This window comes from Sphingopyxis sp. (assembly GCF_016793825.1).
Taxonomy (GTDB): Bacteria; Pseudomonadota; Alphaproteobacteria; order Sphingomonadales; family Sphingomonadaceae; genus Sphingopyxis.
Window position 1 is genome coordinate 18,948 of the sequence record NZ_JAEULM010000003.1, and the last position, 22,922, is coordinate 41,869.

Genomic DNA, 22,922 nt, shown 5'->3' on the forward strand with positions numbered 1-22,922 from the left:
ATGCGCCCCGTTTACTCGGCGGACGGCGTACCATCCGCGGCTGGCGCCTTTTCGCTCAAGAGCAGCGCGCGCGCAACCAGCAAAAGCACGCCGATCGTGATGCAGGCATCGGCGACGTTGAAGATCATGAAAGGGCGAAAGCTGCCGAAATGGAGGTCGGCATAGTCGACGACATAGCCAAGGCGAACGCGATCGACGATATTGCCGAGCGCACCGCCGAGGATCAGCGCCAGCGCAACGACGTCGCCCTTCGCTTTTTCGCGCGTCATCCAGACCGCGACCGCGCCAGCGACGATCGCCGTCACCGCGACGATGATCCAGCGCGTCGTCGGCGACTGGTCGGAGAACATGGACAGCGAAATGCCATAATTCTGCGCCCAGGTCAGGTTGAAGAACGACAGGATCTCGATCGAGCCATAGGGCTTGGTCTGCAGCGACAACGGGACGGTGACGACCCATTTCGCCAGCTGGTCGAGAATGAAGGCGACGGCCGCGATGGCCAGACCGAAGCCGAGGTGGGGGGAGCGCTGACTCATCGCTCGTCCAATACCGTCTCGCAGCGATTGCACAAGCTGCCGTCCTCGGCCACTTCGGGGAGGTGGCGCCAGCAGCGGCCGCATTTGTGGTTTTCGGTGCGCTTCACGTCCCAGTCGCCTTGGCGAACCGTCGAGGTGATGAAGATTTCCTCGAAGTCGACGTCGCCCGGATCGGTCGGCACCCACACCTCTGCTTCGAGACTGGAGCGGACGACCTTCTCACGCCGCAGCGGTTCGATGCGTTCGGTGACGAGCGCACGGGTATTGCGGATGAGCGCCCATTTCTCCTCCAGCCCGCGCGAAGCCTGATCGAGCGCGGGAAGCGACGGCCATTCGAGCAGATGCACGCTGGCCGCATCGGGATAGCGCGTCCCCCAAACCTCTTCGCTGGTGAACACCAGCACCGGCGCGGCGTACCGGACCAGCGCGTGGAACAGCACGTCGAGGACGCTGCGATAGGCGCGGCGGGTGTCGGTGCCGAGTGGCGCGGCGGGGCCGAGGTCGCAGTAGAGGACATCCTTGCGGATATCGAAATAGAAGGCCGACAGGTCCTCGTTGCAGAAATCGGCGAGCAGGCGGGTATATGTGTTATAGTCGAAGTCATCGACCGCCTGATGCATCTTCGCGTCGAGGTCGGCGAGCAGGCCGAGCATGTAACGCTCAAGCTCGGGCATCGCCGAAACGTCGGTGACACGTTCCTCTTCGCTGAAGCCGTCGAGCGCGCCGAGCAGATAGCGGAAGGTGTTCCTGAGCTTGCGATACTGGTCGGCGACGCCGGTCAGGATTTCCTTGCCGATGCGGTGATCCTCGGTGAAGTCCACGCTCAGCGCCCACAGGCGGAGGATGTCGGCGCCATAGTCGCGCATCAGGTCGATCGGGCTGATCGTGTTGCCCAAGGACTTCGACATCTTGAAGCCCTTGGCGTCCATGGTGAAACCGTGTGTCAGCACCGCCTTGTATGGTGCCTGTCCGCGCGTGCCGCAGCTTTCGAGCAGCGACGACTGGAACCAGCCGCGATGCTGGTCGCTGCCCTCCAGATACAGGTCGGCGCTGTGGGTCGAGCCGTCATGGCGGACGAGCGCGGGCCATTTGCCGCTTTCGAGTACGAAAGCGTGGGTGCAGCCCGAATCGAACCAGACGTCAAGGATGTCGGTGATGCGCTCGAAATCGGCGGCGTTGTAATCTGGCCCAAGATAGTCCTGCGCGCGCGCGTCGCTCCATGCATCGACGCCCGATTCCTTCACCGCCGCGACGATACGGTCGTTGACCACGGGGTCATTCAGATACTGGCCGGTCTTGCGGTCGACGAAGAGCGTGATCGGCACGCCCCACGCCCGCTGGCGGGACAGCACCCAGTCGGGGCGACCTTCGACCATCGATCCGATGCGGTTTCGGCCCTTGGCGGGGACAAAGCGCGTGTCATCGATCGCCTGCATCGCTGCCTGCCGGAGCGTCGGTGCGGCGTCGAGCGCCTCCTCGGCGGGGTTGATCGCGCCGCCTTCGCCTTCCCAGCGCTTTTCGCCGCGCGACTTGGGCTCGATATGCGTCATCACCTTGTCCATCGGCACGAACCATTGCCGGGTGCAGCGATAGATGACCTTGGCTTTCGAGCGCCAGCTATGGGGATAGCTGTGCTTGTAGTCGGCCGATGCCGCGAGTAGCGCGCCGGCTTCACGCAGGTCCGAACAGATCGGGCCGTCGGGGGCGTTGAACTTGGGGTTGATCACGCTGCCCTGACCGCCGAGCCAGCCCCAGTCGGCGCGATATTTGCCGTCGCCCTCGACCGCGAACACGGGGTCGAGCCCGTTCGCCTTGCACAGGTCGAAGTCGTCCTCGCCATGGTCGGGCGCCATATGGACGAGGCCGGTGCCGCTGTCGGTTGTGACGAAATCGCCCGCAAGGAAGGGACGCGGCCGCGCGAAGAAGCCGCCGAGCGCGTGCATCGGGTGGCGGGCGATAGTGCCGGCGAGGTCGGCACCTTTGAAGGTCGCGATCAATTCTGGCAATTCGGCAACCGGATTTCCATCCGCGTCGACGCGATGGCCGCCGGCATCGCTGCCTGCGCCGATGGAGCGCTGTCCCGGCTGCCAACGCGTCATCGCTGCGGAAAACAGATCCGAAGCTACCAGATACTTGCGGCCGAAAATCGAAAAGACCAAATATTCAACCTCCGGCCCATAGGCTAAAGCCTGGTTGACCGGGATCGTCCACGGGGTCGTCGTCCAGATCACCGCATGCGCGCCCACCAGTTCGGCGATCGGGCTCTCGACGATCTCGAAGGCCACGTCGACTTGCGTCGAGACGATATCCTCATATTCGACTTCGGCTTCGGCGAGCGCGGTCTTTTCGACCGGCGACCACATCACCGGCTTGGCGCCGCGATAGAGCATGTCGTTCGCGGCGAATTTTAAGAGTTCGCGTACGATGGTGGCCTCGGCCTCATAGTCCATCGTGAGGTAGGGGTGGTCCCAGTCGCCGCCGATGCCGAGGCGCTTCAACTGCTCGCGCTGGGTGTCGACCCAATGCTGGGCATAGGCGCGGCATTCGGCGCGGAATTCCTCGACCGGAACCTCGTCCTTGTTGAGCTTTTTCTTGCGATACTGCTCCTCGACCTTCCACTCGATGGGGAGGCCGTGGCAGTCCCAGCCGGGGACGTAAGGTGCGTCGCGGCCTTTGAGCGTCTGGGTGCGGACGACCATGTCCTTCAGGATGTGGTTGAGCGCATGGCCGATATGCATGTCGCCATTGGCATAAGGCGGGCCGTCGTGGAGGATGAACTGGTCGCGGCCCTTGCGGGCCTCGCGAATCTGCCCCTCCAGGTTGCCTTCGAGCCATTTCGCCAGAATCAGCGGCTCCTTCTGCGGCAGTCCGGCCTTCATCGGGAAGTCGGTCTTGGGCAGGAAGACGGTGTCGCGATAGTCGCGGGCTTCGGGCGCAGAGGTGCTGTCGGTCATGGTGCGCGGCGCTTAGCGCAGATTCGCGGCGGCGCAAAGGTCGCCGAGAAAAGAAGGGGAGCGGAGAAGCCGCCAATTGGCGCTCTTCTTCGCGGCTTCGCGCGAGCCAAAATCTCTGCGCGCCCTGCGTCTCTGTTCGAATCTATTTCTGGCGTGGACGGAGCGCCGGGCCGAGGTTGTAGATGTCGTCGATCCAGACGTAACCGGTGAAGCTGGCGGGGATACGGGTCAGTTGCCGCACGTCGGTCAACCCCATGCCGTCCTTGTCGCCACCGCGCGGACCGACCAGCAGGACACGGGTCCCGTGCTTTGCGGCGCGGTCCTGCAGGCGGTCAGGCCAGCCCCAATACGCCCATTGATAGTCGAGCGGCACCATGATGGTCCTGCCGACGCAGCTTTGCGGATACCAGCCCGACCAGCCGAACTTGAGATAGTCCTTGGTGCAGCGCTTCGCGCTTTCGGGGTCCATCGTCCACGCCTTGGGCGCCCTGGCGCGGATAACCGGCATCAGCGGCGCCTTGCCGAAAAAGCCGAAGCGCGACTGGTTCGGGTCGATCCCCGCGCGTGCGAAGCTGGCGAGGACCAGTGCAGCCTCATTCGGATCGCGCGATTTGAAGTTGATCAGCAGAGAGGCGTGGCCAAGATCGTGCAGCACCTCGTCGAGGCTGGGCATCAGCCCGACCCCCGTGCCGCGCAGCGGGAAGGTCTTGCCGCCATCGGCGGTGTAGCCATAGCCGACGTCGAGCGCCTTCAGCTCGGCCATGGTCCGGTCGCGAACGGGACCCTTGCCGTCGGTGCGACAATCGAGCCCCCAGTCGTGGAATATGGCGACCTGTCCGTCCTTCGTCCCCGCGACATCGAACTTCACCATGCCCGCGTCGCGGCCGATCGCCGCCTTCATCGAGGGCAGAGTATTCTCGATATAGGGATGTTCGGGCGTGAAGATGCGCGTCGCGGTGCAGGTCGTGTCGGTGATTCCGCGATGGTCGAACAATTGCGATACGCCGCGATGTGCAATCAGGATGCGATGGCCCGCCGGGTCGGGCGCGAGCCAGCTTGCGTTGCTGAGCGTGAGCCAGGCGACGAGTACGGTGAAGAGCCAGAGGAGAATCCTGGTGCGCCCCTTCATCGCCTTTTTGGGTGGGCCGGTGAGCGCGGCGGCCCAATCGTCGCTGTCGCTGGTTTCGACCATCATCCCCCCTTTGTCGTGCCCGACCTGATCGGGGGTGACGACAATCTATACAGTGGCCAATAACTCGCGAGCCACGTCACAATCCAATGCAATTTGAACCATTAAGGCGTCCATGCTGTCGAACTTCGCCTCGGGCCGGATGAAGGCGTGGAAGGCGATGTCGATTTCCTGCCCGTAGAGGTCTTCGGCAAAGTCAAAGAAATGGGGTTCGAGCAATTCCTTCGGCGGGTCGAAGCTGGGGCGGACGCCGAGATTCGCCGCGCCTTTCAATACCCGCCCATCCGGCAGGTGACCGGTGACGGCGTAGATGCCGTAGCGGGGGCGAAGATACTGGCCCATTTCCAGATTCGCGGTGGGAAAGCCGAGCAAACGCCCGTTCTTGTCGCCGTGCTGGACGATATTGCGGACGGTGAAGGGGCGGGTCAGGAGGCGGGTCGCCGTGGCGCAATCGCCGGCGCGCAAGGCATCGCGAATGCGGCTCGACGAAATGACCGCGTCGGCATCGTCGACGGGGACGACCATTTCGGTAAAAAAGGCGAGCCGCCGGGCATGGTCGGCCAGCGTCACGACATTGCCGCGCCGTCCTTTGCCAAAGACGAAATCAGCGCCGGTGACAACGCCCGCTGCACCATAAAGATCGAGAAGAAGTCCGGTGATGAAATCCTCCGCCGTCGTCCCGGCGAGCGTGGCGTCGAAGGGGAGGACGAGCATCGCGTCGGCGCCCGCGGCCGCGAACAATTCCTGTCGCTGGGCGAGCGTCGTCAGCCGGAAGGGTGGCAGGTCGGGCTTGAAGAAGCGGACGGGATGCGGGTCGAACGTCGCGACGATCGCGGGGCGCCCCTCGTCGCGCGCGTGGCGTACCGCGCGACCGACGACGGTCTGGTGTCCGGCGTGAAAGCCGTCGAAATTGCCGAGCGCGATCACGCCGCCCCGCAATTCCCCGTCGATACGCCGATGGCCGTCGAGGCGGATCATGGCGCTTTGGCGAGCGGGCGCGGCGCCGCTTTCAGGGGGGCGACCCCTGCGCGCAGCACGCGGATCGCGTTGCCGCCCATTGCGGCGCGAATCTCGTCGTCGGTGAAGCCTGCATCGATCAGCGCCTGTGTAACCTGCACCAGCTTCGACGTGTCGAAGCGCACGGTTGTGCCGCCGTCATAATCGCTGCCGAGCCCGACATATTGGATGCCGACGAGGTCGCGGACATGTTTCATCGCCTTTGCGATGCTGGCGGGCGAGGTATCGCAGACCGCGGCGTCCCAATATCCGATGCCGATCACCCCGCCGGTTGCGGCGACGCCGCGGATTTCTTCGTCGGTGAGGTTGCGGTTGACCTTGCAGGTCGCCTGCACTCCGCCGTGGCTGGAGACGACGGGGCGGCGCGCGATCTTGAAGATGTCGGCGACGCAGGTGTGGCTGCAATGCGCGATATCGACGATCATGCCGAGTTCTTCCATTCGCGGGACGACCTTGCGGCCAAGCGGCGTCAGGCCGTACTTCCTGAGCCCGTGCATCGATCCGGCGACGTCATTGTCGAAGAAATGCGCGAGCCCGGCCATGCGAAAGCCGGCGGCGTGAAGCTGGTCGAGGTTGCGAATATCGCCCTCAAGGTCCTGCAACCCCTCGATGCTGAGCATGACGCCGCGCGGTAACGGATGATCGGGCAGGAGGGCGTTCTTCGGATCGCGCAGCCGGGCCAGTTCCTCGATCCCGGCGGCGTCGGTTTCGAGAGTCCAAGTCGTCAGATTTCGATCTCGCAGCTCCGCTTCACGTCGTTCCGCCAAAGCGCGTTTCAGCTTTTCGGCGTGCCACAGCGAGCGTTCGAGGAGCGAGGTCCAGGTGCGCGGCGGCTGGAGCTGAGCGACGGTCAGCAGCGTGATATTGTCGGTATCACCACTGTTCGCGTCGTAATTCTGTCCCTTGGGCGTCTTGGTGACGCTCGAGAGTATCTGCAAGGCGACATTGCCCTCCTCGAGGCGCGGCAAATCGACATGACCGCGATCCGCGCGATCCAGGATGTCGCGCTGCCAGAGCAGGGTGTCGCTGTGCAGATCGACGATCGTCAGCGTCTTGTGCAGCGCCTTCGCATGGTCCGACACGGCCGGCAGCGGTTTGCCATCGATCTTGTTGAGGCTGCGCTCGGTCATTCCGGGCGCGAGGCCGAAGAAGGCGCCGGCCGCGATGGCGAGCAGGAGCGCGGCGCCGAGGACCCAACGCCGCATCAGCGTTTCCGAACCAGGCTGACGAAGCTGAAGGCGGGACGGACGGATTCCTCGGCGGGATAATCCTCGCGCGCGATCTCTTGCCATTCGTCGGGATCGGGAGCGGGAATCGAGGCGTCGCCGGCCGGCGACAGCGCGACTTCCGTCAGCTCGATCCGGTCGGCCAGCGGGACGAAGAGGCGATAGATTTCGGCGCCGCCGATCACCATCACCTGCGGTGCATTGGCCAGTTTCAGCGCGTCCTCGATGCTGGTGGCCGTTTCGGCCCCCTCGTCCTGCCAGCTTTCGTTACGGGTCAGGACGATATGGCGGCGGCCTTCGAGGATCGCGGGCAGGCTATCGAAGGTCTTGCGCCCCATGATCATCGGCCGTCCCATCGTCAGCTGCTTGAAGCGGCGGAGGTCGGCGGGCAGGTGCCAGGGCATCTTGCCGTCGGCGCCGATCACGCCATTGGCGGCGCGCGCGAGGATGAGCGTGATTTCGGGTCGATTCATGCGGGAGAGGCTCCGGGCGCTGCACCCGCCCATGTGGCGTGACCGAGCTTGCGGCCTTCGCGGACTTCGGTCTTGCTGTAATGATGGACGTGGCATCGATCGTCGGCGAGCAGGTCGGGAACGATCGCGATGTCGGCGCCGATCAGGTTGCGCATGACGACCGGCAGCGCGCGCGTCGCGGCGCTCCCCAGCGGCAGGCCGGCGATCGCGCGGATATGGTTTTCGAACTGGCTCGTGACCGCGCCCTCGATTGTCCAGTGGCCGCTGTTGTGGACGCGCGGGGCCATTTCGTTGAACACCGGACCCGCGTCGGTGGCGAAAAACTCGCCGGTGAGGACGCCGACATAGTCGAGCGCGTCGGCGATCTGCGCCATCATCGCGCGCGCTTCATCCTGCTGGTCGAGGATCGAACGTGGCGGCGGCAGGCTGGCGGTCGCGAGGATGCCACCTTCATGGACGTTGACCGACGAATCCCAGAAACGAATCTCGCCATCGATGCCGCGGACGAGGATCACCGAAAATTCATGCTCGAAAGCAACAAAGCCTTCGAGGATCGCGGCATGTCCTCCGATCGTTTCCCATGCTCTGTCGGCATCTTGCGGACGCGCGATGCGCGCCTGGCCCTTGCCATCATAGCCCATGCGGACGGTCTTGAGGATTGCCGGGGCGCCGATTTCGGCGAGGGCGGCATCGAGCGCGGCGCGGTCGGGTACCGGCGCGAAGGGCGCGGTTCTGCCGCCAAGATCGACGACGAAGCGCTTTTCCGCCAGCCGATCCTGGGCGATTTCCAGCCCCAGTGCGCCAGGGCGCACCGCGACATGCCCCGCCAGAAAGCGCACCGTATCGACGGGGACATTCTCGAACTCGAAGGTCACGACGTCGCAGGCGGCAGCGAAGGCGGCGAGCCGCGGCTCGTCGTCCCACGCTGCCTGGCTGTGGTGCGCGGTCACCTCGGCGGCGACGCTTTCCGCGTCGGGGGCATAGATGTGAACCTTGAAACCGAGCTGCGCCGCGGCAAGGCCGAGCATTCGCCCGAGTTGGCCGCCGCCCAGAATGCCGATGGTCGCGCCGGGCGGGAGCAAGGGATCAGCCCTCGCGGACCGGCGTGGGGGCGACCGCGTCGCTTTGCCGGTTGCGCCAGGCGTCGAGCTTTGTCGCCAGATCGGAGTTTTCATTGGCGAGCAAAGCTGCCGCGAACAGGCCGGCGTTCGTCGCGCCCGCCTTGCCGATCGCGAAGGTCGCGACCGGAATCCCGCCGGGCATCTGGACGATCGAATACAGGCTGTCGACGCCGTTCAGCGCCGCCGACTGGACCGGCACGCCGAGGACCGGAACGCGCGTCATCGAGGCCACCATCCCGGGCAGGTGCGCGGCGCCGCCGGCCCCCGCGATGATTGCCCGAAGGCCGCGGTCTGCCGCGCTTTTTGCGTAGTCGATGAGCCGATCGGGCGTGCGGTGCGCCGACACGATCCGTACCTCGTGCGCGATACCGAATTCCTCGAGGATCTGGACCGCGTGCGCCATCGTCGGCCAGTCCGACTGGCTGCCCATGATAACCCCGACGAGCGGCGTTCCGTCGCCCATGATCCAACCCTCCTGCCCAGGCGATGAATCGCCGCCGCTATCCCCCTAAAGTCTGTCCCGCGTGCTGGCAACGCCGTGCGCGATTGTTCGCGGCGCGTTTACGGATTGGTATGAAGTCGCGGCTAACCTTCTGGCTGTATATCGTGCCGGCGTTCGTCGGCGGACCATTTTGGTATGCACCGGGGACGAGGGAATGGATAGCGTTGGGGGGGCAAGGATTGCGGTCGATCAGCTCGGCTTCGCATCCGTTGACTCCATCGAGGATCATCTGCGCGAGTTGCGCCGCGAACGCGATGCGCTGCGCCGGGAAAACCGCATCCTGAAGATCGCGGTGGCCGAGCTTGAGCGCGTGTCAGAGCGCGACACGCTGACCCCGTTGTTCAATCGCCGCTATTTCCTGACCGCGATCCACCAGCGCCTGGCGCGTTTCGAGCGCCACAGCGAAAGCGCCGCGGTGGTGTTCGTCGATGTCAACCAGCTCAAGTTCATCAACGACAGCTTCGGTCACGCGGCGGGCGATTTCGCGCTGATGGAGATCGCCAAGCGGCTCGACGCCTCGATTCGGGCGACCGACGTCGCGGCGCGCATCGGCGGCGACGAGTTCGGCCTGATTCTCGACCGGTCGAGCGAGGACGGTGCGCGGGTACAGGTCAACCGACTGGGCCATGTGTTGAGCAGCGAGCCCGCCATCTACGACGGCCATGCGATCACCCTGTCGGCCTGTTTCGGGATCGCGATGCTGCAGACCGGGATGACCGAATCGGACATCCTCGCCGCCGCCGACCGCGACATGTATCGCAGCAAGCAGCAGCAGCCGGGCCACGCCGGTCAACGGTGAGCAGGCGGCGGCTTCCCGCTTAAACGGCCGTTAACCAATAAGGCGCATCCTCACTTCAGGGACAGGGGGTGGATGATGCGTACCCAGGGCGAACAGTATCTCGACATCCAGGACCGGATCACCGGACAGATCGGCGCGTTGGCCGAAGCCTTGCCGCACTGCGCGCTCGCGCAGATCGTACAGTCGATCGACGACATTCGCTGCCTCGCGCGCGATCACGGCTTTGCCGCGGTCGAAACGCTGGCCAGCCGGCTGGAGTCCACGGTGGCCGGCGGCGGCTATCGCGCGGCGATCCTGACCTATCTCGACGCGATGAGCGATGCCGTCGCCGCACCGCCGGGGCCGCTGCCCGCCGCCGCGCAGGAAGCGTGGCTCGCGTCGGTTGCGATGCGACTGGGGCATTGACGCCAAAGCGTTGATATCACAGGCATTTGCCATGGACGCTATCATGCTTGCCCTTGTCGCGGTCGGTCTGGCCAACGCCGACGGACGAACGGGGATTTTCCTGTCGAACCTGCTGAACGAGCGCCGCGACCGGCGGACGATGGTCGTGATCCTGTTTGGGGCCTTTCTGGTCAATGCGGCGATTGCAGCGGCGTTCGGAGCCGTTGCGAACCGGCTGATCGGGCAGGGCGTCGTCGCGCTCCTCGTCGCGGCCGCGTTGCTTTCGGCGGCGGTGGCGTTGCTGTGGCGCGAGCGCCTGCCGGCGGACACCGCGTCGGGCGCGGCTTCGCCGATCGGGCTGGCCGGTCGTATGCTGGTCGCGCAGTTCGGCGACCGCAGCCATTTCCTGATCGGCGCGCTTGCCGCCACCAGCGGGGCGGGCGTCTGGGCCGCCGCGGGCGGGATGATCGGCTGGGTGCTAGCGATGGTGCCATTCCTGGCCTTTGGACCGGCGCTCGCCGAACAGCGCGCGGCGCGGCTGATTCGCTGGATTGCGGCAGCGATCCTGACGCTGTGGGGCGCGAGGACGGCCATGGGGGCTTTTGGCTTATAGAGTTTTTCGTTCGATCGCCGATTCTATCATCGTTTTTGTCGATGACAGCGAGCAAAGGGTTTCATGGGCATCGGCCCGGCATCGCCCTTACATGACGGGAGCACCAGAAGAAGGAGGCTCTCCATGACCACGAACACCTTGCCGGCGAACACCCGACCCGCGAACAACCATCCGGCCGTGGCCGATGCGCTCAACGGGCTGCTTGCCGACAGCTTTGCGCTGTATCTCAAGACCAAGAATTACCACTGGCACGTCCAGGGGCCGCGCTTTCGTGAGCTGCACTTGCTGTTCGACGAGCAGGCGACGCAGATTCTCGCCACGACCGACCTGATCGCCGAGCGGGTGCGCAAGAATGGCGCGCCGACGTTGCGATCGATCGGTGATGTGGCGCGGCGCCAGTCGATTCGCGACGATGATGCGGCCGCGGTCGACGCCGACGCGATGATCCGGACGCTTGCGGGCGACAACGGGACTCTGCTTGCGCAGCTTCGGGAGGTGAAGGCGACGGCCGAAAGCGATGGCGACATCGCGACGAGCGGCCTTGTCGATGGCTGGGCGGACGAGACGCAGCAGCGCATCTGGTTTCTGGAAGCCACGCTCGGCTATTGAGCCGCGAAAGGCCTCCCTCCTCCCGAGAGGGGAGGCGAGGTTCGGACAGCAAAAAGGGCGCCTTGCGGCGCCCTTTTCCTTTCAGCGATGATGATCGCTTATTCCTGAACCGGCTGCAGGTTCACCGCGGCGAACTTGCCGCGATCATCGACCTCGATATCGAAAGCGACGCGGTCGCCTTCCTCGAGGCCCGCCATGCCGGCGCGCTGGACGGCGCTGATGTGGACGAAGGCATCGGCCTGTCCGTCATCCCGCGCGATGAAGCCGAAACCCTTCGTCGTGTTGAAGAATTTGACCGTACCCGACGTGCGTTCGCCGGTGAGCTGGCGCCGCCCGCGGGCGCCGCCCGGACGGTCGCCACCGGGGCCGCCGCGGTCGTCGCGCTGGCGCGGAGCGAAATCCTCGATCGGCATCGGTTCGCCTTCGATCTTCAGATCGATGGCCGAGACCTTGCCATTGCGTTCGACGAGCGTGAAGCCGAGCGGCTGGCCCGAAGCAAGACCCTGAAGCCCCGCCTGTTCGACGGCGCTGATGTGGACGAAAACATCTTCGCCGCCATCGTCGCGTGCGACGAAGCCGAAACCCTTGGACGGGTTGAAGAACTTCACCGTGCCATTGCCCTCGCCGACGACCTGCGCCGGCATGCCGCCGCCACGTCCGCCGCCGAAGCCGCCACCACCGCCGCCGAAGCCGCCGCGGTCACCGCCACCGAAACCGCCACGATCGCGGTCGCCGCCGAAACCACCACGGTCGCCGAAGCCACCGCCGCGATTGCCGCCGCCATAGCTGTCGCCGCCATAGGGTGCGGGTTCAAAGCTGTCGAAATTGCCGAAATCGTCGCGCTTGCCGCGCCCCCGCTGGCCGCGGCGATCCTTGTTGAAACTCATAGTCTAATAGTCGCTTTCGGTCGTCCACACCCCATTGAACCGGCTCCTTGCGCCGGACGGGGACGCAGTTCACCATGGGCACAGACTCGCCCTATGCCGCTAACGGCGCAACTTATAACCTAATTATCCACAGGCTGCGAACGGAAAATTCAAGAAAGTGAAGCAGAATTTTGCACGCTTTGCCGCGCCGCACGGCCGGTTGCGGCCGGCCGGTGAATCCAGTCATTGAGCGGCAAGGCGGCTTGGCCTAAGGCGGCTTACATGACAGTCCATTTCCACGAAGAAGACCTGCCCGAGGGCGCGGTCGGGCCGGGACCGGTCGCGATCGACACCGAGACGATGGGCCTGAACCCGCTGCGCGACCGGCTGTGCCTGGTCCAGATCAGCGACGGGTCGGGCGACGAGCATCTGGTGCGTTTCAAGCCCGGCAGCCGCTATGACGCGCCGGTGCTGAAGGCGATATTGTCTGATTCTAACAGGCTGAAATTGTTTCATTTTGCGCGGTTCGACATTGCCGCACTGCAGCAGGCGCTGGGCGTGGTGACGGCGCCCGTCTATTGCACCAAGATCGCCTCGAAGCTGGTGCGGACCTATACCGACCGCCACGGGCTCAAGGAGCTGGTGCGCGAGCTTCTGGGTCAGGATATCTCGAAACAGCAGCAGTCGAGCGATTGGGGCGCGGCCGATCTTTCGGACGCGCAGCGCGACTATGCGGCGAGTGACGTGCGCTTTCTGCATGCGATGAAAACCGTGCTCGATGCGCGGCTCGCGCGCGAAGGGCGTACCGAATTGGCGCAGGCCTGTTTCGACTTTCTGCCGACCCGCGCGGCGCTCGACCTCGCGGGTTGGCCCGAGGTCGATATCTTCGCCCACAGCTGAGTCCAGCGATTCGTCGAAGATTTTGACGCCAACGGGTTTTGATGCCGGGGTTTTGTTGAATGTCCGAACGCGCAGATCATGATCGCACGATGCGCCGGATGTGGGCGGCCAGCGGGTCGAGCCACGACCGCGTCGTGCGCATCCTGCGCTTCGGTCTGCCGCTGGTGATCGGTGTGATCGCGGCCATCCTCGTCTTTTCGCCCTTTGCCCAGCGAACCGAGATCAGCTTTCTCCTCGCCAAGGACAAGGTGGCGATGGCGCAGGAACGGATGAAGGTAACGCGCGCCGAATATCGCGGTCAGGATTCGAAGGGCCAGCCGTTCGCGCTGCTCGCGGGAAGCGCGGTCCAGAAAAGCTCGGCCGAACCGATCGTGCGGATGAGCCAGCTTTCGGGCGCGATCAAGCTGAACGACGGTCCCGCGACGATCGCCGCGATCGAAGGACAGTATAATATGGACACCGAACAAGTATCGGTTCCGGGGACGGTCAAGGTGCGCAGCGCGAGCGGATATCGGCTCGACGCGAGCAATGTCGCGATCGACCTGAAAAGTCGCAGCCTCGCCGGGACGGGCGGGGTGAGCGGCGCATTGAATATCGGGCAATTTTCGGCCAATCAGCTATCGGCCGATCTCGACCAGCGCGTCGTGCGCCTGCAGGGCAATGCCAAGCTCAGGATCAATCAGGGAGCGCTGAAGAAATGAAGGGGCTTTGGACCATGAAGAGCATGGCGCTCGCGGGCGCGAGCTTTGCGCTCACCAGCCTGGCGATTCTCGCGACGGGATCCGGCGCGCCCGCGCAGGCGCAGGCCCTAGCCAACCATAACAGCAATGCTCCGGTCGATTTCGACGCGGGCAGCATCGAGGTGCAGGATCGCGCCGATCGCGTCGTGCTGGCGGGCGGCGTGAAGGTCACGCAGGCCGGAATGACCGTGACCTCGCAGCGCATGACCGTCGCCTATACGCGCGCCGGCGGCACCGACGTCAACCGGCTCGACGCGACCGGCGGCGTGACGGTGGTCAAGGGGAACGAGGTCGCGAAGGGCAATGTGGCAATCTATGACCTCGACCGGCGGCTGATCACGATGGTCGGGAATGTCCAGTTGACGCAGGGCGCGAACCGTCTGAACGGCGGGCGGCTGGTGATCGACCTTAACAGCGGCAAGGCGACGGTCGATGGCCGCGGCGCCGCGCGCGGACCCGACGGCAATCCCGTGTCGGGCGGAACGGGCGGCCGCGTCACGGGCACCTTTTCGGTACCCGAAAGAAAGCAGTAACCCTAAAATTTAAGCTTTGCGAAAGGCCGCGCCGCGATCCTCGTCTTTGGGGACCAGACCCATTTGCGGTGCCGGGGGGCGGCCGCGCGAGCAAGGCGTCCCCATGCGATATTCCCCCCTGCTTCCCACCCGCCGTCCGGTCTTTGGCCGCCGCCAGCACGACGCCATTGCATCTTCCGAGCCGGCACCCGTCGAACCGACGCGCGAGGAGCGTCGCTTGCTCGACCGCATCATCAGTCATCTGGGGCAGTCCAAGGCGCGCTGAGCGATCCGCTGCGCGCGGACTGCCGGGATAAGGATATCTCTGTCGCCAAGGTCATTCAGGCGAAACGCTTGGCCTGCGCCCCGTCCGCTCCTACATGGGCGTTTCATGCCGCCCCAGACGCCCTCATCGGGAACGACCCGCGAACCGCCGATCCTGGCGACGCTGAAGCGGTTCCTCCCCTATCTCTGGCCCGCGGGACAGACGGGGCACAAGGTCCGCATCGTCCTTGCCGCGCTGATCGTGCTCGCGTCGAAGGGCGTCCAGATCTCGATGGGCTTTCTCTATGGCGCCGCGATCGACCGGATGGCGCCGGGGATGGAAGCGGGCGCCGCGCTCGCGATCGGGCTGGTCGTCGCTTATGCCGGCGCGCGCTTTGCGGGGGTGCTGTTCGATAATCTTCGCAACGTGGTGTTCGAGCGCGTCGGGCAGGACGCGACCCGCGAACTGGCTATCGCGACCTTCACGCATCTGCACGCGCTGTCGCTGCGCTTTCACCTCGCACGGCGGACGGGTGAAGTGACCAAGGTGATCGAGCGGGGCACCAAGAGCATCGACACGATGCTGTATTTCCTGCTGTTCAACATCGCGCCCACGCTGATCGAACTGGTCGCGGTGATCGCGATCTTCTGGAGCAAATTCAGTGCGGGGCTGGCGGGCGCGACGGCGCTGATGGTGATCGTCTATATCATCTTCACGCGCACGGTGACCGACTGGCGCACCGCGCTCCGCACGCGGATGAACGACCTCGACACGCTGACCGTCGGGCGCAGCGTCGACAGCCTGCTCAATTACGAAACGGTCAAATATTTCGGCGCCGAAGACCGCGAAGCGGCGCGCTACCGCGACGTTGCCGATCAATATGCGCGCGCGGCGGTGAAGAGTGAGAACAGCCTGGCCTGGCTCAATGTCGGGCAGAGCTTCATCACTAACGCCGCGATGGCCGGGGCGATGGCGTACACCGTCTGGGGCTGGTCGCAGGGCGAATACAAGGTCGGCGACGTCGTGCTGGTCAATACGTTGCTCGCACAGCTTTTCCGCCCGCTCGATCTGCTCGGCATGGTCTATCGCACCATCCGGCAGGGACTGATCGACATGGAAGCGATGTTCCGCCTGATCGATACTCCGCCGGAGATTCGCGACATCCCGGATGCCTGGCCGCTGGTGGTGAGTGGCGGCGCGGTGGCGTTCGAGAGTGTCGTTTTCGGTTATGAACCCGACCGAACGATCCTGAATGGCGTCAGCTTCGCGGCGGGGGCGGGCGAGACGCTGGCGATCGTCGGGCCGTCGGGGGCGGGCAAGTCGACGATCGCGCGGCTGCTCTATCGCTTCTACGATCCGCAGGGCGGACGGATCACGATCGACGGGCAGGATATCGCGCGGGTGACGCAGCAAAGCCTGCGCGCCGAGATCGGTATCGTCCCGCAGGATACGGTGCTGTTCAACGATTCGATCGGCTATAACATCGCCTATGGCCGCGCCGATGCGAGCGCTGACGCGATCGCGGCTGCCGCCGAGGGGGCAGCGATCGACGGCTTCATCGCGATGCTGCCGCAAGGGTATGAGACCGAGGTCGGCGAACGCGGGCTCAAGCTGTCGGGCGGCGAAAAGCAGCGGGTGGCGATCGCGCGCACCCTCCTCAAGAATCCGCCGATCCTGATCCTCGACGAAGCGACGAGCGCGCTCGACAGCCGCACGGAGGCGGCGATTCAGGATACGCTCGACCGCATTGCCGAGCGCCGTACGACACTGGTCATCGCGCACCGTCTGTCGACGGTGGTGAACGCCGACCGGATTGTCGTGCTCGAAAAAGGGCGCGTCGCCGAGACCGGGACGCACGACCAGCTTCTGGCGATGCACGGGCTCTACGCCGACATGTGGGCGCGCCAGCAGGCGGAGAAGGAAGAGGGGACGGTCTAAGAGACCGTTCTTTGCCCAGTCCGCCCTCACATTCAGCACCGGGCAACCAATCGCAACAAAATCACTTGGGTTGCTTGACCATGCGCGCCTGCGCCCTTTACGCTGCCCTATGCCGCACGACACCACCCTGATCGGTACCTTGGTTGCCGGCCTTGGCGTTGCCTTCCTGATGGGGGCGCTCGCGCATCGTCTGCGGATTTCGCCGATCGCGGGCTATCTGCTCGCGGGCACCCTGGTCGGACCGTTCACCCCGGGGTTTGTCGCCGATACCGGGCTCGCGCTCCAACTCGCGGAAATCGGCGTGATCCTGCTGATGTTCGGGGTCGGGCTGCATTTTTCGCTGAAGGATCTGTTGTCGGTACGGCGCATCGCGGTGCCGGGTGCGATCGTACAGATTGCGGTGGCGACCGCACTCGGCACCGCGCTGGGGCTGTGGCTCGGCTGGCCCTTTGCCGGCAGCCTGATCTTTGGCCTCGCGCTGTCGGTCGCGAGCACGGTGGTGCTGTTGCGGGCGCTGCAGGCACGCGACATGGTCGAGACCGAGAAGGGGCGCATCGCGGTCGGATGGCTGATCGTCGAAGATCTGGCGATGGTGCTCGCGCTGGTGCTGTTGCCCGCGATGTTCGGGTCGCGCGGCGATGAAGGCGGCAGCGCCGGACTGTTTCAGTCGGCAGGGATCGTGCTGGTCAAGGTCGTCGGCTTCGTGGCCTTCATGCTCGTCGTGGCGCGGCGGATATTGCCCGCGGTGCTGCACTGGGTCGCGCATTCGGGTTCGCGCGAGCTGTTCCGCCTTGCCGTGCTGGCGATCGCGCTGGGGGTCGCGTTCGGCGCGGCGGTGGTATTCGACGTGAGCTTTGCGCTCGGTGCCTTCTTTGCCGGGATGATCCTGGGCGAGACGCAATTGAGCCGCCGCGCGGCGGAGGAGACGCTGCCGCTGCGCGACGCCTTCGCGGTGCTGTTCTTCGTGTCGGTGGGAATGTTGTTCGACCCGAAGGTGCTGGTCGAGCAGCCGCTGCCGTTGATCGCGACGGTGGCGATCATCGTCGTCGGCAAGTCGTTCGCGGCCTATGCGATCGTCCGCGCCTTCGGCCATCCGAACCAGACCGCGATGACGATCGCGGTCAGCCTCGCGCAGATCGGCGAATTCTCGTTCATCCTCGCCGGACTCGGCGTCGGGCTGAAGGTGATGCCGTCCGAGGCGCGCGACCTGATCCTGGCAGGGTCGATCCTGTCGATCCTCCTCAACCCGATCCTCTTCACGCTGATGGTCCGTCGCATCCGGGCCGGGGAGGCGTCCGAAGCCGGCACCGATGTCGCCGCCGCCGCGGTCCCGGCGGGCCCCGGCGTGGTGCTGATCGGCTATGGCCGTGTCGGCAGCCATATCGGCGGCCTGATCTGCGGACGAGGTGAGCGGCTGACGGTGATCGAGGACCAGAAGGATATGGCCGCCGCGGCCGAAGCGGCGGGCGCGACCGTCATCATCGGCGATGCGACGAAGGAGAGCGTGTTGCGCAAAGCCGGGCTCGACACCGCTCGCACGCTGCTTGTCGCGATTCCCGAGGGGGCGGAAGCCGGCGCGATCGTCCGCCGCGCACGGGCGATCAACCCGAAGCTTGTCATCGTCGCGCGCGCGCATTCGGACGAGGAGGTCGCCGATCTGGCGCGGCGCGGCGCCGATCATGTCGTGATGGCCGAGCGCGAGACCGCCGCGCGAATGACGGAAAGAGCGATGCTGGCAGGGGCGTGATGCCATGTGCTGCCGGGGGTGACGGATAGGGCTTCCCCCGCTTCGCCATCTTCCCTATCGCGGCCTCGCAATGTCCGCCGACACTCTCCTCCCGTTGCTCAAGTCTACCTTTGGTTTCGATGCCTTTCGCGGTCGCCAGGCAGAGGTTGTCGGCCGCGTGATGGCCGGCGAGCGGACGCTGGCGGTGATGCCGACCGGCGCAGGCAAGTCGTTGACCTACCAGCTTCCCGCCGTGGCGCTGGACGGCTGTGTCGTCGTCGTGTCGCCGCTGATCGCGCTGATGCACGACCAGCTTCGCGGCGCGCGCGCGGCGGGTATTCGGGCGGCGAGCCTGACAAGCGTCGATGCCGACTGGGCCGACACGCGGCAGGCCTATCGTGACGGCGGGCTCGACCTTCTCTATATCGCGCCGGAGCGCGCGACGGGTGAGGGGTTTCGTTCACTGATGGCGGCGCGCCGTCCGGCGCTGTTCGCGATCGACGAGGCGCATTGCGTGAGCGAATGGGGGCATGATTTCCGGCCCGACTATCGTCTGCTTCGCCCGCTGCTGGATGCGTTTCCCGATGTGCCCCGACTGGCGCTGACGGCGACCGCCGACAAGCATACGCGCGAGGATATTCTCGTCCAGCTTGGCATTCCGGCGGAAGGGCTGATACTCGCCGGCTTCGACCGGCCGAATATCCGCTATCGGGTGGGGCCGCGCGTATCGCCCGCGAGGCAGCTCACCGATTTCATCATCGCCAATCCGGGGCCGGGGATCGTCTATTGCCCGACCCGCGACGGGACCGAGCGGATGGCGGAGAAACTCGCGGCGGCGACGGGGCGCCGTGTGGCCGCCTATCACGCCGGGCTCGACCCCGAGCGCCGGGCGCAGGTGCAGCATGATTTCGTCGCGTCGGAGGACGGGATCGTCACCGCGACGGTCGCCTTCGGGATGGGGATCGACAAGCCCGATGTCCGCTTTGTCGCGCACGCCGGGCTGCCGAAATCGATCGAAAGCTATTATCAGGAAACGGGGCGCGCCGGGCGCGACGGCGACCCGGCCGAAGCGCTGATGCTGTGGGGGGCGGAGGATTTCGCGCGGGCGCGGATGCGGCTGGGCGAACTGCCCGACGCGCGGATCGCAGGCGAACGCGCGCGGTTGAACGCGCTCGCCGCGCTGGTGGAAACGGTCGAGTGTCGCCGCGCGCTGCTGCTGCGTCATTTTGGCGAAGTGCCGCCCGAACGCTGCGGCAATTGCGACAATTGCCTCGACCCGCCGCGTCAGGTCGATGCGACGGTGCTGGCGCAGAAACTGCTCTCTGCCGTCTATCGTACCGGGCAAAGCTATGGTGCGGGACATGTCGAAGCGGTGCTGACGGGGCGAAGCGATGAACGCATCGCCAGCCGGGGACATGACAAACTGTCGGTGTTCGGGATCGTCGAAGGCGAAGAGGCCCGGCTGATCAAACCGCTCGTCCGCACCCTCGTCGCGCGCGAGGCACTGGAGACGACCGAGCATGGCGGGCTGATGTTCGGCCCCGCCGGGCGCGCGGTGATGAAGGGCGAGACGCCGGTGCTGATGGCGGAACCGCCCGTGAAGCGCACGCAACGGGCTTCGCGTGGGGACCGCGCCGAAGCGAATCCGGTTGGCGATCCGCTGTTCGACGCGCTGCGCGCGATGCGCCGCGAACTCGCCGCCGAGGCGCAGGTGCCGCCCTATGTCATATTTCACGATGCGGTGCTGCGCGCGATGGCGAACGAGCGGCCGGCGACACGCAGCGAACTGGGGACGATTCCTGGCGTCGGTGCCAGGAAGCTAGAAGCTTGGGGCGATGCGTTTCTGGACGTGATCCGGCAGCACTGATCGCCGGTATCGGCGCGACGACAAACCGCTGGTGGCGGGCTGCGCGATCCTGCGATAGCACCGCGCGCATGGGAATTCTCGACACGATCGATCCAATGATTCGCGGGGGTGCGACCGCGCTGTTCCTGCTGTGGATCGCCCTGCTCTGGCGCGATCATCGCACCGTGCCGGCGGCGAGGGTCGCGATCGCGATGAACGTGGCGATCGTCGCCTATCTGCTGGCGCGGGTGCTGCATCCCGATGGACCGACACGCTTTCCCTATGTGATCGCCGACGCCCTGTCGGTGATGGTGCCGGCGCTGTTCTGGCTGTTCGCGCGATTGTGGTTCGATGACCAGCAACGCGTCGGCCGGCGAAGCTGGGTGCTGGTCGCGGCGTTCGGTACGCTGCCGCTGATCCAGATCGTGCTGATCGCGACGACGGGCCATTTCAGTTTGCCGATCTGGGCCCTCGTGCGCGCGGGCATGTTCGGCTTTGCCATCGCGGGGATGTGGATCGCGTGGCGCGGCCGCGCGAACGATTTGATCGAGGCGCGGCGCAGCTTTCGCCTCGGCGTCGTCGGCGCGATTGGCGGCTTTGTGATCTGGGTGAGCTTTCTCGAGATGTTCCACGATCGCGATATGGACCACGACCTCGCCCGCACGCTGACGCTCGCCGCGATTCTCATTGCCACGCTCATCGTGTCGGTGGGGTTGTACCGGTTCCGCTCCGCCGAACTGTTCGCGGTGTCCGATGCGCCCGAAAAGTCGATCGAAGGATTGTCCCCGCCCTCGTCGCTGGCGCTCCGGCTGCACGCGGTCATGGCCGACGAGCGGGCTTATCGCGCCGAAGGTTTCTCGATCGCGGCGCTGGCGGCGCGGCTCGGCGAAGCTGAATATCGGGTACGGCGCGCGATCAACGGTGAAATGGGCTATCGCAATTTCACCGCCTTTCTGAATGGTTTTCGTCTCGACGAGGTTCGGTCGGCGCTGGCCGATCCGGCGCAGCGCGAGGTGCCGATCCTGACGATCGCGCTCGATGCCGGTTTCGGATCGCTGGGACCGTTCAACCGCGCCTTTCGCGATGCAGAGGGCATGACGCCGAGCGAATATCGTGCCGCGCGCCTCGCCGATTCCGAAATCGGCTAGTCGATTTTCGACACCGGGGGGCCGGCGGCGCGGCAATCCGCTTGATGGGCACGATCCGCAACAAGGACGACGCCATGATCGATCAGATTCCTCCCCTTGCCATCTTGCTGAAGCAAGGCCCCGCGATGTTCGCGTTCGATTTCGGCCGCTACCTGATCGCGGCGAGCGTCACGAGCGCCGTCGTCTGGGGGCTGCGCCGGTCGCGCATCGCGGCGCGCAAGATTCAGGCGCGCGAAGCGACCGCCGCCGACAAGCGCCGCGAGTTCCTGCAATCGCTCCAGACCGTCGGCGTCTATCTGTTCGTCGCGCTGTTCATCGTCTGGGGCGTCGATACGGGCGTGTTGCATCGGTTTCAGGGTAGTTACGGCTTTTGGGGCGATGCGGCGTTGCTCGCCGCGATCGTCGTCGCGCACGACGCCTATTTCTATTGGGTTCATCGCGCGATGCACCATCCGAAGCTGTTCAAGCATTTCCACCGCGCGCACCACCGGTCGATCACGCCGACCCCGTGGGCGGCCTATAGCTTCGCGATTCCCGAAGCGTTCATCATGATCCTGTTCGTCCCGATCTGGCTGTTCTTCGTCGCAACACCGGTGTGGGTCATGTTCCTGTGGATCAATTTCCAGATCATCCGTAACGCGATGGGGCATGCCGGGTTCGAACTGCATCCGCGCTGGTGGCTTTCAAGCCCCGCGACGCGCTGGATCAACACGACGACGCACCACGACCTGCACCATGCGGGCGGCTTCAACACCAACTATGGCCTCTATTTCACCTGGTGGGACAAGATGATGGGGACCGAGCATCCCGACTATGCCGCGCGGTTTCACGAGGTCGTGTCGCGGCCGCCGGTCGAGGCCGGCGAGCGGGCGGGAGCAGCCGCCTGACGGCGGGCGCTTGACAGGCGCGGCGGCGGGAATAGGCAGCAGGTCGGGTCGCGATGAAGTTGGGAGATTTCATGCGCACCTCGCCTGCCTGGCTTTTGCCGCTCGCCTTGCTCCTCGCCGCCGGTTCGTCGGCAGCGTTCGAGCCACCGCCCATTCCCGAAAAGGATCTGGCCTTCGGCGATGGCTGGACCTTTCAGTCGCGCGGCAACAATTGCACCGCGACGCGAATGCTCGGCAAGGATCTGACCCTGCGGCTTGCCTTCACCAATTTCGAGGATGGTTATGTCTGGCTGTCGGGCAAGAGGCTTCCCGCGATCGGCGATGATGAGGGCGCGAAACATGAGAAGGGCGCAGGATCGGTCGAGGACGCCGAGGGCAATTATGTCGATGCGCTCGATGGCGGCGTCACCTACGCAAGCTTTCCGGGTACCGCGATCTTCGTCGATGGCCATGTCGCCGCCCGTTTCGTCTATGGTGAGACCGCGGGTGGCAAGACGAGCTACAAGCTCGGCCACCTCCAGTCGGCGGTCTGGCCTCGGCTCAAGGCGGGCAGGGAGATGCGGGTCAAGCTGCTCGGCAAGGAAGCCGCAGTGGTCCAGCTTTCCGCCGCGACCGGGCTTTGGGATGAGATGCAGGATTGCATCAGCCAATATCCGAACGGCTGAACCGCA

General features: G+C 65.4%; 23 protein-coding genes. 14 read left to right on the forward strand and 9 right to left on the reverse strand.

Annotated features, from left to right (window positions below):
• Positions 1-11: 11 nt before the first annotated feature.
• The 8 genes from lspA to purE all read right to left on the reverse strand — a co-directional run bounded on the left by lspA (position 12) and on the right by purE (position 8,979).
• Complete coding sequence (gene lspA, locus JNM03_RS01240; protein WP_294033830.1) at positions 12-536, reverse strand: signal peptidase II; 525 nt, start codon at positions 534-536, stop codon at positions 12-14.
• Positions 533-3,490, reverse strand: coding sequence for an isoleucine--tRNA ligase (gene ileS / locus JNM03_RS01245; RefSeq protein WP_294033832.1), 2,958 nt, complete (start codon positions 3,488-3,490; stop codon positions 533-535). Before ileS ends, lspA begins: the two co-directional genes overlap by 4 nt.
• 142 nt (positions 3,491-3,632) lie before the next feature.
• Positions 3,633-4,685 (reverse strand): glycerophosphodiester phosphodiesterase family protein, encoded by a 1,053-nt coding sequence (locus JNM03_RS01250; RefSeq protein WP_294033833.1) that lies wholly within the window; start codon positions 4,683-4,685, stop codon positions 3,633-3,635.
• A 42-nt stretch (positions 4,686-4,727) separates the two neighbouring features.
• Entirely contained in the window at positions 4,728-5,657 is a 930-nt protein-coding gene (locus tag JNM03_RS01255; RefSeq protein ID WP_294033834.1) for a bifunctional riboflavin kinase/FAD synthetase, read from the reverse strand.
• Positions 5,654-6,901 carry a dipeptidase gene (locus JNM03_RS01260; RefSeq protein ID WP_294033836.1) on the reverse strand — a complete coding sequence of 416 codons (1,248 nt, stop codon included), beginning with the start codon at positions 6,899-6,901 and terminating at the stop codon, positions 5,654-5,656. The genes JNM03_RS01255 and JNM03_RS01260 overlap by 4 nt, the downstream gene beginning before the upstream one ends.
• Positions 6,901-7,395, reverse strand: coding sequence for a dihydrofolate reductase (locus JNM03_RS01265; protein ID WP_294033838.1), 495 nt, complete (start codon positions 7,393-7,395; stop codon positions 6,901-6,903). Before JNM03_RS01265 ends, JNM03_RS01260 begins: the two co-directional genes overlap by 1 nt.
• Positions 7,392-8,477 carry a 5-(carboxyamino)imidazole ribonucleotide synthase gene (locus JNM03_RS01270; RefSeq protein ID WP_294033840.1) on the reverse strand — a complete coding sequence of 362 codons (1,086 nt, stop codon included), beginning with the start codon at positions 8,475-8,477 and terminating at the stop codon, positions 7,392-7,394. Before JNM03_RS01270 ends, JNM03_RS01265 begins: the two co-directional genes overlap by 4 nt.
• Before the next feature lie 4 nt (positions 8,478-8,481).
• A complete protein-coding gene (gene purE / locus JNM03_RS01275; RefSeq protein ID WP_294033842.1) occupies positions 8,482-8,979 on the reverse strand; it encodes a 5-(carboxyamino)imidazole ribonucleotide mutase in 498 nt (165 codons plus the stop codon).
• 193 nt (positions 8,980-9,172) lie between these two features.
• Here purE and JNM03_RS01280 point away from each other — a divergent pair, with 193 nt between their 5' ends.
• From JNM03_RS01280 to JNM03_RS01295, 4 genes are all read left to right on the forward strand, one after another.
• Complete coding sequence (locus JNM03_RS01280) at positions 9,173-9,817, forward strand: GGDEF domain-containing protein (RefSeq protein ID WP_294033844.1); 645 nt, start codon at positions 9,173-9,175, stop codon at positions 9,815-9,817.
• Between the two features lie 72 nt (positions 9,818-9,889).
• Positions 9,890-10,222, forward strand: coding sequence for a hypothetical protein (locus tag JNM03_RS01285; protein WP_294033846.1), 333 nt, complete (start codon positions 9,890-9,892; stop codon positions 10,220-10,222).
• 31 nt (positions 10,223-10,253) lie between these two features.
• On the forward strand, positions 10,254-10,814 hold the full coding sequence (locus tag JNM03_RS01290; protein WP_294033848.1) for a TMEM165/GDT1 family protein: 561 nt from the start codon (positions 10,254-10,256) through the stop codon (positions 10,812-10,814).
• 123 nt (positions 10,815-10,937) lie between these two features.
• Positions 10,938-11,423, forward strand: coding sequence for a DNA starvation/stationary phase protection protein (locus tag JNM03_RS01295; protein WP_294033850.1), 486 nt, complete (start codon positions 10,938-10,940; stop codon positions 11,421-11,423).
• A gap of 98 nt (positions 11,424-11,521) precedes the next feature.
• On the opposite strand, the gene JNM03_RS01300 is transcribed toward JNM03_RS01295, so the two are convergent.
• Positions 11,522-12,310: a cold-shock protein gene (locus JNM03_RS01300; RefSeq protein WP_294033852.1), complete on the reverse strand. Its 789-nt coding sequence runs from the start codon at positions 12,308-12,310 to the stop codon at positions 11,522-11,524.
• A 261-nt stretch (positions 12,311-12,571) separates the two neighbouring features.
• Here JNM03_RS01300 and JNM03_RS01305 point away from each other — a divergent pair, with 261 nt between their 5' ends.
• The 10 genes from JNM03_RS01305 to JNM03_RS01350 all read left to right on the forward strand — a co-directional run bounded on the left by JNM03_RS01305 (position 12,572) and on the right by JNM03_RS01350 (position 22,916).
• Positions 12,572-13,189: a ribonuclease H-like domain-containing protein gene (locus JNM03_RS01305; protein ID WP_294033853.1), complete on the forward strand. Its 618-nt coding sequence runs from the start codon at positions 12,572-12,574 to the stop codon at positions 13,187-13,189.
• Between the two features lie 59 nt (positions 13,190-13,248).
• The gene (gene lptC, locus JNM03_RS01310; RefSeq protein WP_294033855.1) at positions 13,249-13,890 is read left to right on the forward strand and encodes an LPS export ABC transporter periplasmic protein LptC; all 642 of its coding nucleotides are present in this window, start codon (positions 13,249-13,251) and stop codon (positions 13,888-13,890) included.
• Positions 13,887-14,462: an LptA/OstA family protein gene (locus JNM03_RS01315; RefSeq protein ID WP_294033857.1), complete on the forward strand. Its 576-nt coding sequence runs from the start codon at positions 13,887-13,889 to the stop codon at positions 14,460-14,462. Before lptC ends, JNM03_RS01315 begins: the two co-directional genes overlap by 4 nt.
• A 103-nt stretch (positions 14,463-14,565) precedes the next feature.
• A complete protein-coding gene (locus JNM03_RS01320) occupies positions 14,566-14,727 on the forward strand; it encodes a hypothetical protein (RefSeq protein ID WP_294033859.1) in 162 nt (53 codons plus the stop codon).
• A 105-nt stretch (positions 14,728-14,832) separates the two neighbouring features.
• Positions 14,833-16,644: an ABC transporter ATP-binding protein/permease gene (locus tag JNM03_RS01325; RefSeq protein WP_294033860.1), complete on the forward strand. Its 1,812-nt coding sequence runs from the start codon at positions 14,833-14,835 to the stop codon at positions 16,642-16,644.
• Positions 16,645-16,753: 109 nt separating this feature from the next.
• Positions 16,754-18,391 carry a YbaL family putative K(+) efflux transporter gene (gene ybaL / locus JNM03_RS01330; RefSeq protein WP_294033861.1) on the forward strand — a complete coding sequence of 546 codons (1,638 nt, stop codon included), beginning with the start codon at positions 16,754-16,756 and terminating at the stop codon, positions 18,389-18,391.
• A 70-nt stretch (positions 18,392-18,461) separates the two neighbouring features.
• The gene (gene recQ / locus JNM03_RS01335) at positions 18,462-20,237 is read left to right on the forward strand and encodes a DNA helicase RecQ (protein ID WP_294033863.1); all 1,776 of its coding nucleotides are present in this window, start codon (positions 18,462-18,464) and stop codon (positions 20,235-20,237) included.
• Positions 20,238-20,305: 68 nt separating this feature from the next.
• The gene (locus JNM03_RS01340) at positions 20,306-21,364 is read left to right on the forward strand and encodes an AraC family transcriptional regulator (protein ID WP_294033864.1); all 1,059 of its coding nucleotides are present in this window, start codon (positions 20,306-20,308) and stop codon (positions 21,362-21,364) included.
• A 74-nt stretch (positions 21,365-21,438) separates the two neighbouring features.
• Positions 21,439-22,251: a sterol desaturase family protein gene (locus JNM03_RS01345; protein ID WP_294033865.1), complete on the forward strand. Its 813-nt coding sequence runs from the start codon at positions 21,439-21,441 to the stop codon at positions 22,249-22,251.
• 71 nt (positions 22,252-22,322) lie between these two features.
• Positions 22,323-22,916, forward strand: coding sequence for a hypothetical protein (locus tag JNM03_RS01350; RefSeq protein ID WP_294033866.1), 594 nt, complete (start codon positions 22,323-22,325; stop codon positions 22,914-22,916).
• The last annotated feature ends 6 nt before the right edge of the window (positions 22,917-22,922 follow it).

What these genes read in the sequence shown, in the direction of transcription:
- lspA (WP_294033830.1), bottom strand. Translation starts at nt 536, where the DNA reads ATGAGTCAGCGCTCCCCCCACCTCGGCTTCGGTCTGGCCATCGCGGCC.
- ileS (WP_294033832.1), bottom strand. Translation starts at nt 3,490, where the DNA reads ATGACCGACAGCACCTCTGCGCCCGAAGCCCGCGACTATCGCGACACC.
- JNM03_RS01250 (WP_294033833.1), bottom strand. Translation starts at nt 4,685, where the DNA reads ATGATGGTCGAAACCAGCGACAGCGACGATTGGGCCGCCGCGCTCACC.
- JNM03_RS01255 (WP_294033834.1), bottom strand. Translation starts at nt 5,657, where the DNA reads ATGATCCGCCTCGACGGCCATCGGCGTATCGACGGGGAATTGCGGGGC.
- JNM03_RS01260 (WP_294033836.1), bottom strand. Translation starts at nt 6,901, where the DNA reads ATGCGGCGTTGGGTCCTCGGCGCCGCGCTCCTGCTCGCCATCGCGGCC.
- JNM03_RS01265 (WP_294033838.1), bottom strand. Translation starts at nt 7,395, where the DNA reads ATGAATCGACCCGAAATCACGCTCATCCTCGCGCGCGCCGCCAATGGC.
- purE (WP_294033842.1), bottom strand. Translation starts at nt 8,979, where the DNA reads ATGGGCGACGGAACGCCGCTCGTCGGGGTTATCATGGGCAGCCAGTCG.
- JNM03_RS01280 (WP_294033844.1), top strand. Translation starts at nt 9,173, where the DNA reads ATGGATAGCGTTGGGGGGGCAAGGATTGCGGTCGATCAGCTCGGCTTC.
- JNM03_RS01285 (WP_294033846.1), top strand. Translation starts at nt 9,890, where the DNA reads ATGATGCGTACCCAGGGCGAACAGTATCTCGACATCCAGGACCGGATC.
- JNM03_RS01290 (WP_294033848.1), top strand. Translation starts at nt 10,254, where the DNA reads ATGGACGCTATCATGCTTGCCCTTGTCGCGGTCGGTCTGGCCAACGCC.
- JNM03_RS01295 (WP_294033850.1), top strand. Translation starts at nt 10,938, where the DNA reads ATGACCACGAACACCTTGCCGGCGAACACCCGACCCGCGAACAACCAT.
- JNM03_RS01300 (WP_294033852.1), bottom strand. Translation starts at nt 12,310, where the DNA reads ATGAGTTTCAACAAGGATCGCCGCGGCCAGCGGGGGCGCGGCAAGCGC.
- JNM03_RS01305 (WP_294033853.1), top strand. Translation starts at nt 12,572, where the DNA reads ATGACAGTCCATTTCCACGAAGAAGACCTGCCCGAGGGCGCGGTCGGG.
- lptC (WP_294033855.1), top strand. Translation starts at nt 13,249, where the DNA reads ATGTCCGAACGCGCAGATCATGATCGCACGATGCGCCGGATGTGGGCG.
- JNM03_RS01315 (WP_294033857.1), top strand. Translation starts at nt 13,887, where the DNA reads ATGAAGGGGCTTTGGACCATGAAGAGCATGGCGCTCGCGGGCGCGAGC.
- JNM03_RS01320 (WP_294033859.1), top strand. Translation starts at nt 14,566, where the DNA reads ATGCGATATTCCCCCCTGCTTCCCACCCGCCGTCCGGTCTTTGGCCGC.
- JNM03_RS01325 (WP_294033860.1), top strand. Translation starts at nt 14,833, where the DNA reads ATGCCGCCCCAGACGCCCTCATCGGGAACGACCCGCGAACCGCCGATC.
- ybaL (WP_294033861.1), top strand. Translation starts at nt 16,754, where the DNA reads ATGCCGCACGACACCACCCTGATCGGTACCTTGGTTGCCGGCCTTGGC.
- recQ (WP_294033863.1), top strand. Translation starts at nt 18,462, where the DNA reads ATGTCCGCCGACACTCTCCTCCCGTTGCTCAAGTCTACCTTTGGTTTC.
- JNM03_RS01340 (WP_294033864.1), top strand. Translation starts at nt 20,306, where the DNA reads ATGGGAATTCTCGACACGATCGATCCAATGATTCGCGGGGGTGCGACC.
- JNM03_RS01345 (WP_294033865.1), top strand. Translation starts at nt 21,439, where the DNA reads ATGATCGATCAGATTCCTCCCCTTGCCATCTTGCTGAAGCAAGGCCCC.
- JNM03_RS01350 (WP_294033866.1), top strand. Translation starts at nt 22,323, where the DNA reads ATGCGCACCTCGCCTGCCTGGCTTTTGCCGCTCGCCTTGCTCCTCGCC.